Origin of the sequence: Rhizobium sp. BK313, from assembly GCF_014193655.1 — a bacterium.
Taxonomy (GTDB): Bacteria; Pseudomonadota; Alphaproteobacteria; order Rhizobiales; family Rhizobiaceae; genus Rhizobium.
Genome location: NZ_JACHZQ010000005.1, coordinates 24,702 through 39,724 on the forward strand (window position 1 = coordinate 24,702; position 15,023 = coordinate 39,724).

11 protein-coding genes and 1 other annotated feature are annotated in these 15,023 nt (G+C 59.3%); of the genes, 6 read left to right on the forward strand and 5 right to left on the reverse strand.

The annotated features are described in order from the left end of the window. Nucleotides 1–17 precede the first annotated feature (17 nt). Nucleotides 18–920, reverse strand: coding sequence for a peptidylprolyl isomerase (locus FHT86_RS23560; RefSeq protein ID WP_133709232.1), 903 nt, complete (start codon nt 918–920; stop codon nt 18–20). Nucleotides 921–1,165: 245 nt separating this feature from the next. Here FHT86_RS23560 and secA point away from each other — a divergent pair, with 245 nt between their 5' ends. Next, nucleotides 1,166–3,886: a preprotein translocase subunit SecA gene (gene secA / locus FHT86_RS23565; RefSeq protein WP_133709231.1), complete on the forward strand. Its 2,721-nt coding sequence runs from the start codon at nt 1,166–1,168 to the stop codon at nt 3,884–3,886. Nucleotides 3,887–3,981: 95 nt separating this feature from the next. Here the strand turns inward: secA and FHT86_RS23570 are convergent, their stop codons facing one another. Continuing rightward, nucleotides 3,982–4,875, reverse strand: coding sequence for a LysR family transcriptional regulator (locus FHT86_RS23570; protein ID WP_133709230.1), 894 nt, complete (start codon nt 4,873–4,875; stop codon nt 3,982–3,984). 124 nt (nt 4,876–4,999) lie between these two features. On the opposite strand from FHT86_RS23570, the gene FHT86_RS23575 reads away from it, so the two are divergent. Then, on the forward strand, nt 5,000–5,209 hold the full coding sequence (locus FHT86_RS23575) for a 4-oxalocrotonate tautomerase (RefSeq protein ID WP_133709229.1): 210 nt from the start codon (nt 5,000–5,002) through the stop codon (nt 5,207–5,209). Nucleotides 5,210–5,447: 238 nt separating this feature from the next. On the opposite strand, the gene FHT86_RS23580 is transcribed toward FHT86_RS23575, so the two are convergent. After that, nucleotides 5,448–6,077, reverse strand: coding sequence for a glutathione S-transferase family protein (locus tag FHT86_RS23580; RefSeq protein WP_133709228.1), 630 nt, complete (start codon nt 6,075–6,077; stop codon nt 5,448–5,450). Between the two features lie 249 nt (nt 6,078–6,326). On the opposite strand from FHT86_RS23580, the gene FHT86_RS23585 reads away from it, so the two are divergent. Together FHT86_RS23585 and FHT86_RS23590 are read left to right on the forward strand one after the other, a co-directional pair. Beyond that, nucleotides 6,327–7,742, forward strand: coding sequence for an oligosaccharide flippase family protein (locus tag FHT86_RS23585; protein ID WP_133709227.1), 1,416 nt, complete (start codon nt 6,327–6,329; stop codon nt 7,740–7,742). 2 nt (nt 7,743–7,744) lie between these two features. Further along, nucleotides 7,745–9,016 carry a GNAT family N-acetyltransferase gene (locus FHT86_RS23590; protein ID WP_133709226.1) on the forward strand — a complete coding sequence of 424 codons (1,272 nt, stop codon included), beginning with the start codon at nt 7,745–7,747 and terminating at the stop codon, nt 9,014–9,016. Here the strand turns inward: FHT86_RS23590 and FHT86_RS23595 are convergent. Both FHT86_RS23595 and FHT86_RS23600 read right to left on the reverse strand, forming a co-directional pair. Beyond that, nucleotides 9,013–9,855, reverse strand: a complete 843-nt coding sequence (locus FHT86_RS23595) for an LssY C-terminal domain-containing protein (RefSeq protein ID WP_133709225.1) — start codon at nt 9,853–9,855, stop codon at nt 9,013–9,015. The genes FHT86_RS23590 and FHT86_RS23595 overlap by 4 nt on opposite strands. Nucleotides 9,856–10,197: 342 nt before the next feature. Continuing rightward, nucleotides 10,198–11,844 (reverse strand): AMP-binding protein, encoded by a 1,647-nt coding sequence (locus FHT86_RS23600; protein ID WP_133709224.1) that lies wholly within the window; start codon nt 11,842–11,844, stop codon nt 10,198–10,200. A gap of 359 nt (nt 11,845–12,203) precedes the next feature. Between FHT86_RS23600 and FHT86_RS23605 the strand changes: the two genes are divergently transcribed. Next, nucleotides 12,204–13,184: an aldo/keto reductase gene (locus tag FHT86_RS23605; RefSeq protein ID WP_133709223.1), complete on the forward strand. Its 981-nt coding sequence runs from the start codon at nt 12,204–12,206 to the stop codon at nt 13,182–13,184. Between the two features lie 191 nt (nt 13,185–13,375). Next, nucleotides 13,376–13,431, forward strand: a sequence feature (sul1 is cis-regulatory element that is thought to sense ions involved in sulfur or methionine metabolism; They are found in Alphaproteobacteria). 74 nt (nt 13,432–13,505) lie between these two features. After that, complete coding sequence (locus FHT86_RS23610) at nt 13,506–14,957, forward strand: SulP family inorganic anion transporter (RefSeq protein ID WP_133709222.1); 1,452 nt, start codon at nt 13,506–13,508, stop codon at nt 14,955–14,957. Nucleotides 14,958–15,023: the final 66 nt, after the last annotated feature.

Here is a 15,023-nt window from a genome sequence, read left to right on the forward strand (position 1 = left end):
GGTTTGACTGCTACTGCTTACTGCTGCGGCTGGGCGTCAGGTGCGACTGCGTCGCCGGCCGGTGCCTGATCCTGCTGCTTCTGCGCATCCTCATAGGCCTTGCTCAGCGCCGGGTCATTGATGACGACCTTCGACTCCTGCTTGGCCTTGTTCAGGAGATCAAGATACTTGTCGCGCATGACGAGCTGACGAACCTGATCCTTCACCTGGTCGAACGGCGGCGGCGGAGCGTCGCGCTTGTCTTCGACCTTGATGACGTGCCAGCCGAAATCGGACTTCACAGGAGTCTTGGTGTAGGTACCGACCGGCAGCGCGAAGGCTGCATCTTCGAATTCCTTGACCATGCGGCCGCGGGCGAAATAGCCGAGATCGCCGCCGTCGGCCTTGTTCGGGTCGGTCGACTTTTCCTTGGCGAGTTCAGCAAAATCCTTGCCGGCGTCGAGTTCCTTGATGACTTCCTTGGCTTCATCCTCGGTCTTTACCAGGATGTGGCGAGCATGGACTTCTTCCTGCTTCGGCAGGGCTGCGACTTCCTTGTCGTAGCGAGCCTTGACCTCATCGTCGGTGATCGCATCTGCAACATGCGCCTTGAAATAGGCGTTGTGCAGCTCGCGGTCGCGCAGGTAGGCCATGTGCGACTGGAAATCCGGCGTCTGGTCGAGCTTTTCGGCAGCCGCATCCTTGGCGAGAAGCTTGACGTCGATCGAAGCCGAAAGTGCTGCCACCTTCTTCTGGTCGTCGGAAAGCTGGCCGAGCTGCGGGTCGAGGTTGGCGATCGCGAGATCGAGCTCGGACTGGTGGATTTCGACATCGCCGACCTTGGCGACTACGGGGTCTTTGGCGTCAGCGGCAAAGACCGGCGCCTGCAAGGTGACGAATGTTGCGAACGCAACCGCAGCAAGTTTGTTGTAGCTCAACATAAAATAACCTTTCGGTGGTCTCGACCGGCTCGACAGCTGTGAATCCGGTAGGAAAAGCCTTCAGCAGGAGAATGTGGCCTTTCTGTATCGGCCAATTCCCGTTGACATCAATCGACCCCCCTCTTATCTGTCACGCAACCTCGCGTCCAGAACAGTTTCCGGGCGTTTTGTGCTAAACTCCCGATTTTTTCGGAGACGGACAAAGCAGAAAACGACAGGATGAAATCTCAGAAAGGACCAGTCATATGGTCAGCCTAGGTGGAATTGCCCGCAAGTTGTTTGGCTCGTCCAACGACCGTCGGATCAAGTCATTCCAACCGAATGTCGATGCGATCAACGCGCTCGAAGAACAGATGCGCGCTTTGTCTGACGAAGCCTTGGCCGCCAAGACGGTCGAGTTCCGCCAGCAACTCGCCGACGGCAAGACGCTAGACGATCTCCTTGTACCCGCCTTTGCCGTGGTGCGCGAGGCCTCGCGGCGGGTTCTCGGCATGCGACCTTTTGACGTACAGCTCATCGGCGGCATGATCCTGCATTCAAATGCCATCGCCGAGATGAAGACGGGTGAAGGCAAGACGCTGGTCGCGACCCTGCCGGTCTATCTGAACGCCCTTGCCGGCAAGGGCGTGCATGTCGTCACGGTCAACGACTACCTGGCGCAACGCGACAGCGCCAATATGGGCCGGATCTACGGCTTCCTCGGCATGCGCACCGGCGTCATCATCCACGGCCTGTCGGATGATGAACGCCGCGACGCCTATGCCTGCGACATCACCTACGGCACCAACAACGAACTCGGCTTCGACTACCTGCGCGACAATATGAAATATGAGCGCGGCCAGATGGCCCAGCGCGGTCATAATTTTGCGATCGTCGACGAAGTGGACTCGATCCTCATCGACGAAGCGCGCACGCCGCTGATTATTTCCGGGCCGCTCGACGACCGGTCCGATCTCTACACCACGATCGACGCCTTCATTCCGCGCCTGTCGAAAGAAGACTACGAGATCGATGAAAAGCAGCGCTCGGCCAACTTCTCCGAAGACGGCACCGAGAAGCTGGAAAACATGTTGAGCGAGGCCGGCCTGCTGAAGGGTGAATCGCTCTACGACGTCGAAAATGTCGCGATCGTTCACCACATCAACAACGCCCTGAAAGCCCACAAGCTTTTCCAGCGCGACAAGGACTATATCGTCCGCAATGACGAAGTCGTCATCATCGACGAATTCACCGGCCGCATGATGCCGGGCCGCCGCTATTCGGACGGCCAGCACCAGGCGCTGGAAGCCAAGGAACGGGTGCAGATCCAGCCGGAAAACCAGACGCTGGCGCAGATCACCTTCCAGAATTATTTCCGCATGTACGGCAAGCTCGCCGGCATGACCGGTACGGCATCGACGGAAGCGGAAGAATTCGGCAACATTTACGGCCTCGACGTGATTGAAGTGCCGACCAACCTGCCGATCCAGCGTATGGACGAAGACGACGAGGTCTACCGGACCCACGAAGAGAAGTTCAAGGCGATCATCGCCGAGATCCTGGACGCGCATAAACGCGGCCAGCCGGTTCTGGTCGGCACCACCTCGATCGAAAAGTCGGAACTTCTTGCTGGCCTCATGCGCAAGCAGGGCTTCAACGACTTCCAGGTCCTCAACGCCCGCTACCACGAGCAGGAAGCCTACATCGTCGCCCAGGCCGGCGTTCCCGGCGCAGTGACGATCGCCACCAACATGGCTGGCCGCGGCACCGACATTCAGCTTGGCGGCAACCTCGAAATGCGCGTCGAACGCGACCTGCACGAGATGGAGCCGGGCCCCGAGCGCGACGCGGCGATCGCCGCAATCGTCGAGGAGATCAAGGAACTCAAGCAGCGGTCGCTTGCCGCTGGCGGTCTCTACGTCATCGCCAGCGAGCGTCACGAAAGCCGCCGCATCGACAATCAGTTGCGTGGCCGTTCCGGCCGTCAGGGCGACCCTGGTCGCTCCAAATTCTACCTGTCGCTCCAGGACGACCTGATGCGCATCTTCGGCTCCGACCGCATGGACGGCATGCTGCAGAAGCTCGGCCTCAAGGAAGGCGAAGCCATCGTCCATCCTTGGATCAACAAGGCACTGGAACGCGCCCAGAAGAAGGTCGAAGCCCGCAACTTCGACATCCGCAAGAACGTCCTGAAGTATGACGACGTGCTGAACGATCAGCGCAAGGTCATCTTCGAGCAGCGCGTCGAACTGATGGATGCAACGGATCTTTCCGAAACCGTCGGCGACATGCGCCACGAGGTCATAGAAGATCTGGTTTCCAAGCATATCCCAGAGCGAGCCTATGCCGAGCAGTGGGATGCGGACGGCCTGAAAGCTGCCATCGCCAACTTCTTCGACATGGACATGCCCGTGCATGACTGGGTCAAGGAAGAAGGCATCGCCGAAGATGATATCCGCGCCCGCCTGACGGAAGCCGCCGATAAGGCCGCCACGGAAAAGGCCGAGCGTTTCGGCCCTGAGATCATGACCTATGTCGAGCGCTCCATCGTGCTGCAGACGCTGGACAATCTCTGGCGCGAGCACATCGTCAACCTCGACCATCTGCGCTCCGTCATCGGCTTCCGCGGTTATGCTCAGCGCGACCCGCTGCAGGAATACAAGGCCGAAGCCTTCGAACTTTTCCAGTCGCTTTTGAACAACCTGCGCCAGGCCGTCACCGGTCAGTTGTCGCGCGTCGAACTGGTGCAGCAGCCGGCCGAGCCGCAGCCGCTGCCGATGCAGGCGCGCCATATCGACGCCACGACCGGTGAAGACGAATTCGCACCGCTCAGCCTCGTCAACGAAACCGTCGTCGCCCCGGAAAATCGCGATCCGCAGAATCCGGCAACCTGGGGCCGCATCGGCCGCAACGAAACCTGCCCCTGCGGTTCCGGCAAGAAATACAAGCATTGCCATGGGGCGTTCGAGAGCAACGAGGTCGTTTGAGGCTTCGCAATCTTTCGGCAATGATCAAAATGCCGCCCTTGGGCGGCATTTTTTGTGCGCGATTTTGCCGGAGCCTACGGATATGCCGTGGATAGCTATTCAGCGGGTGTGCCAAAGCGTTTCAGCAAGAAATCGATCATGCTGCGCAGTTTCGCGGTGGGCCGACGGTCCAGTGCATATAGCAAGTACATCGGCGAGGCGACCGGCGTCCATTCGGGCAAAACCTGCACAAGGCGACCTCTGGCGAGATCATCGGCAAGCATGACTTCCGGCTGAAGGACGACACCCGCGCCATTTAGCGCCGCGACGCGCAACGCGTCGCCATTGTCAGCGGACAATCGTCCGCTCACATCCGACCGCCATTCGCCATCCGGACCGAACAAGTGCCACTGGTCCCGGTGGCGCCAATAGGAGAGGCCGAGGCAATCATGCGTGGACAAATCCTTTGGGTGTACCGGCGTACCCCGCCGCTCCAGATAGGCCGCAGACGCGGCCATTATCCTTCGATAGGGCTGTAGAGGGCGCGCTACCAGATCAACCTCGGCGACCTGACCTATCCGAATTGCGAGTTCGCATCCTTCTTGCGACAGGTCTGGCACTCCGTTGTCCAGCATGACGTCCACGCTAACGGCAGGATACATGACGAGATAGTCCGAAAGCGCCGGCATCAGGCGATGACTTCCGAACGTGACGGGGGAAACGATGCGCAGGAGGCCACGAGGCTCAGCCTGCAATTCGCTCGCGCTTGCGTCAGCCAGTTGCACGTCGGCCAACACTTGCTTGCAGCGCTCGTAATATAGGCGACCGATTTCTGTCAGCTGCTGACGCCGGGTGGTTCGGTGCAGCAGGCGAGCTCCCAAGCGCGCCTCTATTGCACGCACTTGCTTGCCCGCCATGGTCGGAGACACCCCGGCAGCGTCGGCTGCCGCACTAAAGCCGCCGTGTTCAACCACCCGCACGAACATGGCCATAGCGGATAATTTGTCCATATTATAAACCCAGAGGTTCTAAATGAATGAACATAGAGCACGTTTATCAAAGGGAAGCTAGCGGCCATAGTTCCTTTGCCTCAGCCATCTCAATTCGAGAAGGCAGTGAAACAGGAGCTTTCCAATGCCAACAATTCATCTCGAAATGCATCCGGGCCGAACGCTCGAGCAAAAGCGTGATTTCGTCCGCAAGGTCACTCAGGTTACCGCTGAGACGCTTGCTTGCCCGACGGATAGTGTGGACGTGTTGATCAGCGAAATTTCTCGCGAACACTGGGCCAAGGGCGGCCAGCTGGTATCGGATAAGGATACGCCTCAGAAAATCGCGCGATGACGCGATGATGGTCCGCAGCTGAATTTGACGGCCATCTCCGTCAACGCGAACCGGCTGCGGCCGCATTGCCATGGGGTTCGAGAGCAACGAGGTCGCTTAAGGTTTTGCCTCTTCCTATCGATCCACAAATGTCGCCTTCGGGCGGCATTTTCATTTGCGCAACTGTCGAACGACAATCAGGAAGACACGTCGCCTTACCTAAAATCCGACCAACCCGATCGAAGCAAGGTGGATCCGCTTAGGCGGCGGAATGCGGATCGTCGCTGTATGGATAGATGGGATAGCCGGAACCTATCGCATCCCGCACACGGTCAAACCAGGACAAGAGCGCCGGATAGTCAGCCAGAACGAAGCCGCAATCTTCCGCTCGGTGGCCGTAGGCGTAGACTGCAATGTCTGCGATCGAAAATTCTTTCCCGGCAAGAAACAGCGTATCTGTGAGGCTACGCTCCAGCGCGGCGAGGGTCCGGGCTGCGGCCGCGCGTTTGGCTGCTACCATCGCCTGATTGATTTCAAGGCGTCCTGTCAACGTCCAGAAACGCAGCGTACCGATGACCGGTTCAACATGGTATTGCTCGAAAAACAGCCACTGCATGACCTTGGCGCGTTGATAGCGGTCCGTCGGAAGAAACGGAGTGCCCTCGGCGAGATAGGTAAGAATGGCATTTGATTCCGCAATCGTCCGCCCATCCTCCAATTCAAGAACGGGAATGCTACCCGCCGGGTTAAGATCGAGAAAGGCGTCCGTGCGACTCTCTCCCTCGAAAATCGACACCAAACGGCTGCGGTATGGGATATTCAGCAGTCCGAACAGAACCCTGGCCTTCCAACCATTCTGCGACGGCAAATAATCGTGAAGCGTCAGCATGGCAGTTCTCCCAAATGATCGGTCAACTCTGCGCGCAGCCCAGCCAGATACCACCCGATTCCTGCGCGGAGACCATCGAGATGGCGAAACGTCGGGCAGTTGATCGCATTGCCTCTAAACGGTGCATTTGGTCAATACACCCACTTACATCCATGATGTTTTCCCGCACCCGCAGGAACTGATTCTTAACCCGCCTCTGCCAAGACTAACGTAAGGTTACGATCATGTTTTAAGTATTGCGTATCGATCATGGCGGTCTTTCAAACAGCAGAGAGAATGCTGCCGTCCGGGCTGCGGACTGCGCTATCGCCATATCTGCGCAAACTCGCCCCGCTATTCACCGGCAGTGACGAGAAGGCCGTCTCGCAGCGCATGGCGCTGATCGCCTTCGCCATCCGCATCGCTGGCGCCGCTCTCGCTTTCGTCTCGCAGATCGTACTTGCCCGCATGATGGGCCGGTTCGAATATGGTGTCTTCGTTTTCGTCTGGGTGCTGATGATCCTGTTCGGCAATCTCGCCTGCCTCGGCTTCCCGACAGCTATCATCCGTTTCTTGCCGCAATATGATGCAAGCGGCAATCATGACGCCATCCGTGGTGTGACCGCTACCGCCCGCCTCTTCGTTCTGGCCGTTGCCGGCGGGTTGGCGTTGATCGGAATGGCGGCGCTCTATGCCTTCAGCGGCATGGTCGAAAACTATTACATCATGCCGATCTTTCTTGGCCTGATCGCAGTACCGATGATCGCGCTCGGCGACGTGCTGGACGGCACGGCGCGCGCCAATCACTGGCCGGTCATGGCGCTGAGCCCGACCTTCCTCATCCGCCCGACGCTGATCCTGCTGTTCATGCTGGCCGCCATCCTTTTCGGCGCGGCTCATACTGCGGTGACGGCAATGGCGGCCGCACTTGCTGCCGCCTTCGTCACGGTGTTTTGCCAGTATCTCGCGGTCACCTTCCGCCTGCGCCGCCACTATCCCAACGGCCCGAAAACGATCGAGTTCAACGCCTGGTTTGCCGTCGCTTTCCCGGTCTTTCTGGCCGAAGGTGTCGGCTATCTCCTGACGAATTCCGATGTCGTCGTAGTGGGCATTTTCCTTGATCCCGCAGAGGTCGCCGTCTATTTCGCCGCTGCCAAGATCATGGCTCTGGTGCATTTCGTCTATTTCGCCGTCAAGGCCGCAATCGGCCCGCGGTTTGCCGCCATCATCGCCGAAAACGACCGGACCAAACTTGCAGCCTTCGCCACGGAGGCCGCGCGCTGGACCTTTTTCCCGGCCCTTGCCATCGGTCTTGTCGTGTTCGCGGCTGGGCAATTTCTGCTCTCGCTCTTCGGCGCAGCATTTACCGAAGGCGAGGTCGTCATTGCCATCCTGCTTGCCGGGGTTCTCGCCAAGGCTCTGGTTGGTCCAGCCGAGATTCTGCTGATGATGGCAGATCGGCAGATGCTCTGCGTCTATCTCTATGCCGCGGCACTCGTCGCCAATATCGGTCTTAACGTCGTGCTCATTCCACATTTTGGTATCGAAGGCGCGGCCATTGCCACCACCAGCGCCATGGTGATCGAGGCCGTGTTGTTGCATATCGCAGTCCGCAGTGCTCTCGGCATCGTACTCTTCGCCCTTATCCGTCGACCGACGACACCAGCAACGAACGGGGCACTCTGATCATGGCGCGCCCTCCCTTTACCGAAAGCACCGACAGCCAAGTGAACGCCCTGACGCACACGCTCGCAGCGCTGCATTTCGAACCGCCCAAGGCCGACGCCCGCGTCGAGGTTGGCCGGACAGGCCGCGAACTCTGCCTCTATCCCGGTAAGCTCGGCTACGAGCTGCAGGACGAGCTGGACTTTCTCTCCAATCGCGCAATGGAGCCGAACGTCTTCTTCTCCGGGCGTTTCCTGGCGCCTGCCATGCCGCGCCTGGAAGACCGGCAGATCCGCCTCGCGCTGATGCGCGACGACAACGGCGCCCGCAGCCGCATGCGCTTGCTGATGCCGTTTACAGTCGACAAGCCGGGCTTTGCGATTGGTCCCTCGATCATCCGCGTCTGGTCGAATTCCTTCGGCCCGCTCGGCACGCCGCTGGTGGACGCCGAGGAGGCCGGCGAGACGCTCGACAATCTCTTCGAGGCATTGACCCGGCGCGAACTGCAACTGCCGACGACACTGGTGCTGCCGGATATCAGATTGAACGGCCGTTTCGCCCAGATGGCAAAGGCTGTCGCCATCGGGCGCAACCTGCCCCTCACCGTCGCCAATCCCTATCGACGGCCGATGCTCGATAGCAGCGAGGACGCACTCGCCTATCTCAAGCGCACGATCTCGAACTCGCATCTGCGCGAAATGCGGCGCCAATGGCGTCTCTTGGAAAGTCATGGCGACGTCGTCTATACCGTCGCCCGCCAGCCTCGCGACATTCACCTACGCATGGAAGAATTCCTGGCATTGGAGGCGAGTGGCTGGAAGGGCAAGAAGCGCAGCGCTTTGGTCGCCGACCGCCACCATGCGGCCTTTGCCCGCGAAGCCGTTTCCAATCTCGCTGCGGTCGATGCCGTGCGCATCCACACCATCGACCTGAACGGCAGAGCAATCGCCTCAATGATCGTTCTGATGATGGGCGGCGAGGCCTATACCTGGAAGACTGCTTATAACGAGGATTACGCCCGCTTTTCGCCGGGTAAGCTGCTGATGGGCGAGCTGACGGAATGGCACCTCGACGACGCCAATATCGTCCGTTCCGATTCCTGCGCCGTGCCGGATCATCCGATCATGAGCCGCTTCTGGCAGGAGCGCGAGGACATGGGCACGCTGGTCATCGGCCTGACGCAGAATGGCGACCGCGACGCCCGACAGGTGGCAACGCAACTGCATATGTACCGCAGCACGCGCAACATGGCGAAGCTGCTGCGTGAGAAGATATTGTCGCTTACGAAGCGCTAGAGCGCATCAGCCGTTTCACCAACAGTCAAGCTGGCAAACGCGATCTCACCATCGGTAATGTAGTGGTTAACCTTTCCCGTCATCAAGCGTGAACCAGACTGGTGCCACGCGACTTCCCCGATTACGCACTTTGCTCTCAGCTCATTGACTATGTAGTCTCGCTCGGCATTCGTATCGGAATCGGTAGCATGTGTAACTTGGAACGTTAGCCAAGTTAGAGAAAGCCCGGTATCTCTCGTGCCCGCCCCAACCCATAGTACACGCTCTTCGGGCGATGGCCTGTCGGTGTTCAACCAGAAGCTCGCTGCGCTCATGTCGTCCTCGGAATGGGCGAGACCAAGGGCCCAGAAACGGATGTGATGGCGCTTGCGGGGGCTATCGTCGATGGGTTCTTGGAATCCTATGTCTTGCCTTCGCCCAAAAAGATAGAAAGTGCTGAAAGGTGCGGTGGGATAGGCAGAGTTCATCAGAAATGCTCGTATCATTCGCAACGTGCTTGCGATCCCCAAACGGTCGGACGTAGACCAGCCCGCCGTTGCAAAGGCATCCCGGAGTTGTTGAAGAGTGCCGACGAGGACGAAATTGACAGGATCGCCGGGCAAACCATCAGCCGCGATCGTGTATCTCGGGATAAGCCCCCGATGAAGAACCTTCAGGGACAATCGGACCACGTTCGGCAGGATGACGTAAGCAGCCAAGCCATATGTAAGGCACGCCGCAAGAACCCATGGAAGTCTGTGATCCGCAGTATCGAAAACGACGAAGACTATCAGCCAAACGCTAAGTACACCCAGACAAAAAACCAGGAACCTCTGGAAAAGGCGCATCAGCAACCTCACAACACTTTCTCCCGTCTAAAGCAATTCCAGGAAAAGTGCGAAGCGGTTTTCCGTCCGGAATTGCGTAAAAACAAAGGGATAGAGCAGGAATGCGATTCCGTGAAACGCTGAACCGCTCTAGCGTCTGATGAACTCGCCGTCGTCCTCGCTCTTCGTCACCGGGAATTTTACACTGAGAATATCCAAAAGGTAGCGCCGCCGCCCTAGTTGCGGGCAATTTTTCGGCGCTATCGAGTAAGCGCTCACCATACGTGCGGAGTCATGTGGCAGTTGCTCCATAATGCCGGACTTTTGCGCGACATGCATTGAGCTGCGCGTTTAAATGCCCATCCAAGGCATGCCCTAGCCTTTCGAATCCCGACCCTCGGCAATCGCACGCTCGCGCAGCAGGCGGCGAATGACCTTGCCGGAGGTCGTCAGCGGCAGCTCGTCGACAAACTCGATCTCGCGCGGATATTCATGCATGGAAAGCCGCGTCTTCACCCAGTCGCGGATTTCGGCGGCCAGTCCATCGTTCGGCTCACGGCCGGGAACGAGGACCACATAGGCCTTGACGATTTCGGTGCGCACCGCATCCGGCTTGCCAACGGCGGCCGCGAGTTGCACGGCCGGATGGCCGCCGAGGCAGTCCTCGATCTCGCTCGGACCGATACGATAGCCGGACGACGTGATGACATCGTCGTCGCGGCCGATGAAGGAAATATAGCCGTCCGCATCCTGCCGCCCGAGATCGCCGGTCAGCAGCCAGTCGCAGGCGAATTTCGCCTCCGTCGCCTTCTCATCTCGCCAATAGCCGAGAAACATCACCGGATCCGGTCGCTGAATGGCGATCTGCCCACTCTCGCCTACCGGCATCTCCCTGCCCTCCCCATCGACGATCGCGACGCGATGACCGGCCACCGGCTTGCCGGTCGCGCCAGCACGGCTGACGCCGAAGGCGGCGCTTGAGGACAGAACGAAATTGCATTCGGTCTGGCCGAAGAACTCGTTGACCGTGACCCCAAGGGCGGAACGCGCCCATTCATAGGTCTCGCGCCCGAGCGCCTCGCCGGCCGAGCCGATGGTGCGCAGTTTGAGATCATAGAGCGCTCTGGGATTGTTGATCGACTTCAACAGCCGCAGCGCCGTCGGCGGGATGAAGGCATTGCGCACTCCCATTTCGGCCATGATGCGGAAGGCCATATGCGCATCGAATTTCTGCGCCGGCGAGGAGACGACGGGCACGCCGAGCATCAGGCTCGGCAGCAGCGCATTCAGCAGCCCGCCAGCCCAGGCCCAATCCGACGGCGTCCAGAGCTTGTCCCCCGCCTGCGGAAAACCTTCATGGGCGAACTGCATGCCCGGAATGTGCCCCGGCAGAACGCGGTGGCCATGCAGCGCGCCCTTCGGCGGCCCGGTCGTGCCAGACGTGAAAATCATCAGCGCCGGATCGTCCGGTCCGGTATCGACCGCTTCGAAAAGCGGCGGATGAGCTGCGACGAGCTCGGCAAAACCCGCCACGCCCTCGTCGCCGCCATCGATGCTGATCACATGCGCCAGTTCCGGCAGGCGATCGCGGATCGGCCGTAGCCGTGTGAGACCAAATTGATTGGTAACGATCGCGGAGGTTCCCGAATTCGCCAGCCGATATTCCAGCGCTTCACCGCCGAACAGCAGCGCCAGCGGCAGCGCAATCGCTCCCATCTTGTAAATGGCCACATGCGCGATGACGGTCTCGAAACTTTGCGGCAAAAGCAACGCAACCCGATCGCCCGGTCGCACGCCGAGCGCCGTCAACGCATTGGCGAAGGCTGCGGAGCGATGGCGAAGCTCGCCATAGGTCATCCTCAGATGACTGCCGTCCGGACTGAAATGCTCGAGGCAGACCCGGTCCGGCTCCCGTTCAGCCCAATCGTCGCAAACCGCGCGTCCGATGTTGAATTTCGCCGGAATCTCCCAGCGAAAATCGCGGTATAGAGCCTCATAGGTGTCGCGCGGGGGTAGTTTCATACCAAATTCCAGGAAAAATGCTGCGGCGCAGCTAACACCGGTGGCGCCAAGGGTTCAAGGAAACAATTGTAGCAGTCGCCGCCCTGCACGCGGAAATCGCCGTCTTTAATTAGCGCCGCTTCAAAGCCTATTGCGAATTATTGAGCTAATCGGCGGAGCTTTGCTCCGCTAGTCTGCCCTCGATGACACATCCACTCTGCCTCCGATCCGGCGGCGGAGCGTTTCCTATCGGACCCGTAGAGCATCCCGCTTTCAGGTGGAACCATCTGCAAGCGGGATGCTCTATATTCAAAAGAGTAGAGCGACCTTTGTGCGTTCAAAGGAAGGCACAACGCTCTAGAACAGGATGGAGACTATCGATGGAATACACAAAGCTTGGAAAAACCGGCCTTGAAGTGTCCCGCATCTGCTTGGGCTGCATGACCTATGGCGACCCGAACAAGGGCACGCACGCCTGGTCGCTGAAGGAAGAAGACAGCCGCCCGCTGCTCAAGCAGGCGATCGAGGCCGGCATCAACTTCCTCGATACGGCGAACACCTATTCCAACGGATCGTCCGAGGAAATCGTTGGCCGCGCCATCAAGGATTTCGCCCGCCGCGAGGACATTGTGCTGGCGACAAAGGTGTTCAACCGCATGCGTCCCGGCCCGAACGGTGCCGGCCTGTCGCGCAAGGCGATCTTCGACGAAATCGACAACAGCCTGCGCCGCCTCGGCACCGACTACGTCGACCTCTATCAGATCCATCGCTGGGACTACACGACGCCGATCGAAGAAACCTTGGAAGCGCTGCATGATATCGTCAAGGCCGGCAAGGCCCGCTATATCGGCGCCTCCTCGATGTATTCATGGCAGTTCGCCAAGGCGATCTACACCTCGCGCCTCAACGGCTGGACCGAATTCGTCAGCATGCAGAACCACCTGAACCTGCTCTACCGCGAAGAAGAGCGCGAAATGCTGCCCTTCTGCGAAGACCAGAAGATCGCCGTCATTCCCTGGAGCCCGCTTGCCCGCGGCCGCCTTACCCGCGACTGGGACGAGGCCACGGCGCGCTCGGAAACCGACGAATTCGGCAAGACGCTTTACACCCAGGCGATCGAAGCCGACCGCAAGGTCGTCGAAGCAGTCGGCACTATCGCCAAGGCCCGCGGCGTGGCCCGCGCCCAGGTCGCTACCGCCTGGATCCTGCAGAAGAGCGCCGTTTCCGCCCCGATCATCGGCGCCTCCAAGTCTGGCCACATCGCCGACGCCGTCGCCTCGCTGTCGATCAAGCTGACACCGGAAGAGACCCAAGCGCTGGAATCACCTTATATCCCGCACGGAGTTGCCGGGTTTAAGTAAGCACTTAGTACTGGTCAGGCGCGCATGCCGTTGCGCAACTGAGCGCCTGACCTTTCTCCTCGGCTCCAAAGACTGTTCGACGCTTCAAGGGTATCAGGATGCTGCGAAGCAAGTAACGCGGTACGCCCTATCGCCACCTGCAAATTCCATGTTGCATTGCAATAAAGGCGCGGCATATAAGGACGCATTCGACTGGACCCGGTGAAATTCCGGGTGGCTATTCCGGCCGCCGATCCGCCGGACCACGCAAAACCTGCATGCCATACGCTCCCTTCCGCTCGACAGAGTGCGTTTTGCCATAGCTTTGCGAGACCTTAATAAATGCAATTTCAATCCATTCGCCGGGACTGGTCAGCCAATCCCATGCGCGAAATGCTCGCCGGAGCCGTCGCAACATTCGCCTTGATCCCGGAAGTCATCGCCTTCTCATTTGTAGCTGGGGTGGATCCGCAGGTCGGATTGTTCGCTTCCTTCGTGATCGGCATCGTGATCGCTTTCACAGGTGGCCGGTCAGCCATGATCTCGGCCGCCGCGGGGTCGGTTGCGTTGGTCGCTGCACCGCTGGTGCACACCCACGGATTGCCTTACCTCTTCGCTGCCGGCCTGCTGGCTGGCATGATCCAGATCCTCTTCGGACTGCTCCGCCTTGGCGTTCTGATGCGTTTCGTTTCGAAGTCCGTCCGCACCGGCTTCGTTAACGCGCTCGCGATCCTAATTTTCTGGGCGCAAATGCCGCATATCATCGGTGGCGACTGGATCGCGTATTCTGTTCTGGCGGCCGGACTGGCGATCATCTACGTCGCCCCTCGGATCACGACATCTATTCCTTCCCCCCTCATATGCATCCTGATTCTCACCACGGCGTCCGTAACGCTGCACCTTCCCGTTCAAACCGTCGCCGATCTCGGACAACTGCCTGATTCGCTCCCGATCTTTAGCTGGCCTGCCGTTCCGCTGACCCTTGAGACGTTGACAATTATCGCTGGTCCCGCTCTCGCCATCGCAATGGTCGGCCTGCTCGAATCCATGATGACCGCCAGCGTCGTAGACGATCTCACCGACACTCCGAGCTCGAAGAACAGGGAATGTACAGGCTTGGGCATCGCTAATGCCGCATCAAGCTTGTTCGGAGGCATTGCCGGCTGCGGGATGATCGGCCAGACTGTCAGCAACGTGAAATACGGTGGCCGGGGCCGCCTCTCCACCCTTTTTGCGGGCGCTTTCCTGCTGGTCCTAATGGTCCTGCTGAAACCATGGGTATCGCAGGTTCCGGTCGCCGCTCTGGTGGCGATCATGGTCATGGTGTCGATCGACACGTTCGACTGGTCGTCATTGCGGACGGTAGTTATTCATCCGAAAATGTCGAGCACGGTCATGGTTGCGACGGTTGTCGTCACAGTGTTCAGCTCCAACCTAGCCCTTGGGGTCACCGTCGGCGTCCTGCTCAGCGGCGTGTTTTTCACACTAAAGGTCGCTCGCCTGCTTCGGATAGACGTCGATTCCGACAAGGCAGCCGGACGTCAAATCTACCGCGTCTCCGGACAGGTGTTCTTCGCTTCCGCAGACGCATTTATCGAGTCGTTCGACATTCAGGATGCCCACGGAATGGCGGTCACGGTCGACGTGTCGCAAGCTCACTTTTGGGACATCACCGCGGTTGCGGCCCTCGACAAGATCGTTCAGCGGTTCAGGGCGCATGGCGTTGCGGTCGATGTGACAGGTCTCAATCAGGCGAGTACGAGGTTGATCGAACGACTCGCCACGACGGGGTGAGGTAGATTCCGCCACTGTGGCGTTGGGTCGCAGAGAATGTCGAAGCCTTTGAATCCGTTAGGAATC

Excerpts from the sequence above, each read along its gene's own strand:
- FHT86_RS23560 (WP_133709232.1), bottom strand. The coding sequence starts at position 920 with ATGTTGAGCTACAACAAACTTGCTGCGGTTGCGTTCGCAACATTCGTC.
- secA (WP_133709231.1), top strand. The coding sequence starts at position 1,166 with ATGGTCAGCCTAGGTGGAATTGCCCGCAAGTTGTTTGGCTCGTCCAAC.
- FHT86_RS23570 (WP_133709230.1), bottom strand. The coding sequence starts at position 4,875 with ATGGACAAATTATCCGCTATGGCCATGTTCGTGCGGGTGGTTGAACAC.
- FHT86_RS23575 (WP_133709229.1), top strand. The coding sequence starts at position 5,000 with ATGCCAACAATTCATCTCGAAATGCATCCGGGCCGAACGCTCGAGCAA.
- FHT86_RS23580 (WP_133709228.1), bottom strand. The coding sequence starts at position 6,077 with ATGCTGACGCTTCACGATTATTTGCCGTCGCAGAATGGTTGGAAGGCC.
- FHT86_RS23585 (WP_133709227.1), top strand. The coding sequence starts at position 6,327 with ATGGCGGTCTTTCAAACAGCAGAGAGAATGCTGCCGTCCGGGCTGCGG.
- FHT86_RS23590 (WP_133709226.1), top strand. The coding sequence starts at position 7,745 with ATGGCGCGCCCTCCCTTTACCGAAAGCACCGACAGCCAAGTGAACGCC.
- FHT86_RS23600 (WP_133709224.1), bottom strand. The coding sequence starts at position 11,844 with ATGAAACTACCCCCGCGCGACACCTATGAGGCTCTATACCGCGATTTT.
- FHT86_RS23605 (WP_133709223.1), top strand. The coding sequence starts at position 12,204 with ATGGAATACACAAAGCTTGGAAAAACCGGCCTTGAAGTGTCCCGCATC.
- FHT86_RS23610 (WP_133709222.1), top strand. The coding sequence starts at position 13,506 with ATGCAATTTCAATCCATTCGCCGGGACTGGTCAGCCAATCCCATGCGC.